Origin of the sequence: Mesorhizobium sp. M7A.F.Ca.US.006.04.2.1, from assembly GCF_004022915.1 — a bacterium.
GTDB lineage: Bacteria > Pseudomonadota > Alphaproteobacteria > Rhizobiales > Rhizobiaceae > Mesorhizobium > Mesorhizobium ciceri.
In genome coordinates, this window is sequence record NZ_RZQA01000777.1 from 1 (window position 1) to 3079 (window position 3079).

The following is a 3079-nucleotide window of genomic DNA, read 5'->3' on the forward strand; positions in this document are numbered from 1 at the left end:
GCGCTGGCCGTCGTCGCGCTCGGCGAGGAGCACATGGAAAAGATCGGCGGCGGCCGGCGTGGCGGACAATGACGGCGCTTCGGGTTCGGGTGCGGCAGCCGCGACCGGCACGCCGCCGCCGTGATAGGTCGCCGCCTCGGCGGAAACCGGCCCCGGCGCGTCGAGCACGGCGCGGCATTCGCTCGGCAGGTTCGCCATCGTCATCAGGTCGCGTGCCTTGGGGGCATCCGGGTTCTTGTTGGGCCGCCACGGCTCCTGCGTGAACCACCAGGCCAATGGCTTGCCGCAACCGTCATCGTCCGGCGTCGCTTCCTGCGCCTTGCAGCCGGGGGATCCCGGCTGACAGCCGATGCGCATGTGAAAATGATAGTCGTGGCCCCAAAACGGCCGGATCTTGCGCAGCCAGCCGCGGTCGCCCCTGACGGTGTCGCAGAGTTTCTTCTTGATGCCCGGATTGACCAGGATGCGCTCGACCTGGCTGTAGCTCGCCGCCCGCTTCAGAAGCCTTGTGTGCGCCGGCGTCCACAGCGCGTCCTTCACCAGATGGGTCTTCTCATCGACCATCAAGGTGGCGCTCATCGATTCGCGCTGCGCCATCGACAGCGGGCGGCTGGGCATCGGCGTCAGCCAGATGTCGGCGTCGAGCCCGATCTGGTGCGAGGCATGCCCGGTCAGCATCGGGCCGCCGCGCGGCTGCGAAATGTCGCCGATCAGCAGGCCCGGCCAACCATCGGCTGCCGCGTCGCGCGACAATTTCTCGATCACCGCGATCATAGCCGGATGGCCCCAGCGACGGTTGCGGGACGGCCGCATCACCTCCCAGGTCGGACCGTCCATGGGAATGGCGACGCCGCCGGCAAAACAGCCCTTGGAATAGAAGCCGATCGATTGCGCCGCGCTCGCGGCTGGCAGTTTCTTGGCGCCGAACAGGTCTTTTGCCCGTTCCTCGGCCGCGGCCGGCCGTACGGCTAGACCGGCAAGGACGAACAGGCCGAGAGCGGCCGCCAGCCTGAATTTTTTGCCGAGAGATGGCTGTATCGGTGTTTTCATGAAACCGGATCCCCACCAGGCCGAATCATAGCATGCAACGCGGAACGCTTCGATCGACAGAGCGGTTCACCGAAACGGTGAACCGCTCTGTCTCTGTTTTGACGCAATCCCGGACGGAGAACCGTGTCACACTTTTCCTGGAATTGCTTTTAGCGCTTCATCGGGCTGCGCGCCTCGCCGTCGCGCCAGTCGTCGCTCGCCCACATATGGTCGAAGGCGGCGCGGTAGTCCGGAAAGCGCAGGGAATAGCCCGCCGCCTTGATCGCCGCGTTGCCGACGCGCTTGTTCTCGCCATAGAAGGACCGCGCCATGGGCGAAAGTTGGGCGGCGTCGAAAGGAATCTCGGGCGGCGGTTCGATGCCCATCAATGATGCGGCATAGGCGACGACGTCCTGCGGCGCCGCCGGCAGATCGTCGGTGACGTTGAAGATGCCGCCTTTATTGCCTTGGATGAGCTGCCACAGGGAGCCTGCTATGTCGTCGCAATGAATGCGATTGAACACTTGGTCGGGCTTGACCAGCCGCCTTGCGCTGCCGTTTTCCAGATTGACCAGGGCATTGCGGCCCGGCCCGTAAATGCCGGAGAGTCGCAGGATCGCCACCGGCCGGCGAATCTCGCGGCCCAGCTCCAGCCAGTCCTGCTCTGCCGCCACCCGCATCATCGAACGCTTCGACACCGGCCGGCATTCAGCCGTTTCATCGACCCATGCGCCGTCATAATTGCCGTAAACCCCGACCGTAGAGAGATAGCCGATCCATTCCAGCAAAGGCATTTGAGCGATTGCCTCTCGCGCCGCACCCAGCACGGGATCGCCGGCCTCCTCCGGGGCGACCGAAATCAGCAGATGCGTTGTTTTCCGCAATGCATCGCCAATCTCATCCGTCAGCGCACCGTCGAACAACAGCGGGGCGATGCCGGCCTGCCGTAGCGTCTCGAATTTTTCCGGCGAGCGTGTCGTGCCGAAGATCGTCGCGGCGCCTTTGTTAGCCCGAGCAAAAGCCCTGCCCGAATAGCCGGCGCCGAAGATGAATATCTGCTTTTCGCTCATGCATTCGCCCTGGTTGGCCGCGCCAGACGCCATTCGTCGCGCACGGCTTCGTCGCTCTCGGTTTTCAGGCCGATGGCTGCCCTTTCTGAATATTCGGCGTTGGGCACCAGCCGCGCCAGCGCCCAAATTGCCGCGCCCCGCACCAGCGGGGACGGATCGCCGAGCAGCGCAAGCACCGCGCCGGACAGCGACGCTTCGCCGGAATTGCCGGCGGCGATCAGCACGTTGCGGATGAACCGATCGCGGCCGATGCGTTTTATCGGCGAACCGGAGAAGAAAGCGCGGAAGGCCGCGTCATCGAGACCCAAAAGGTCGGCGAGCGGTGGTTCGCGCAGATCATCGCGCGCGGCGAGTTTTGCTTCCGAAGCCGCCCGGGCGAATTTGTTCCACGGGCAGGCGGCTAAACAGTCATCGCAGCCATAGATGCGGTTGCCGATCTTTTCGCGGAATTCGTGCGGGATCGGCCCCTTGTTCTCGATGGTGAGATAGGAAATGCAGCGCCGCGCATCGAGCCGGTAGGGCGCCGGAAAAGCATCGGTCGGGCACGCGTCGAGGCAGGCGCGGCAGGAGCCGCAATGGTCGATTTCGGCGCGGTCGGGCACGAGTTCGGCGGTGGTGAAGATGGTGCCGAGGAACAGCCAGGAGCCGTGCTCGCGGCTGACCAGATTGGTGTGTTTGCCTTGCCAGCCAAGCCCGGCGGCTTCGGCCAGCGGCTTTTCCATGACAGGTGCGGTGTCGACGAACACCTTCACGTCACCGCCGGCGCGGGCAACGAGCTTGCCGGCGATCTCCTTCAGCCGGCCTTTCATCACATCGTGATAGTCGCGGTTTTGCGCATAGACCGAGATCGCGCCGCGGTCGCGCTTGGCCAGCACTTCGCGAAGATCATGGTCGGGGCCGTAGTTCATCGCCAGCACGACGATCGAGCGTACCTGCGGCCAGAGGGCCGTTGGTTCACTGCGGCGTTGCAACGTCTCGGC

General features: G+C 64.7%; 3 protein-coding genes. All 3 read right to left on the reverse strand.

Going from position 1 to position 3079, the window contains the following annotated elements:
- Positions 1-1050, reverse strand: a 1050-nt coding sequence (mepA, locus tag EN925_RS29855; RefSeq protein WP_128337134.1) for a penicillin-insensitive murein endopeptidase, incomplete at its 3' end; no start/stop codon positions are given.
- 149 nt (positions 1051-1199) lie between these two features.
- Entirely contained in the window at positions 1200-2099 is a 900-nt protein-coding gene (locus EN925_RS29860; protein WP_013528620.1) for an SDR family oxidoreductase, read from the reverse strand.
- Positions 2096-3079: tRNA epoxyqueuosine(34) reductase QueG (gene queG, locus EN925_RS29865; RefSeq protein ID WP_128337135.1), on the reverse strand; the 984-nt coding region annotated here is incomplete at its 5' end. The genes queG and EN925_RS29860, both read right to left, overlap by 4 nt.

Bases quoted from the DNA above. Each gene is read 5' to 3' on its own strand.
- EN925_RS29860 (WP_013528620.1), bottom strand. From the start codon at position 2,099: ATGAGCGAAAAGCAGATATTCATCTTCGGCGCCGGCTATTCGGGCAGG.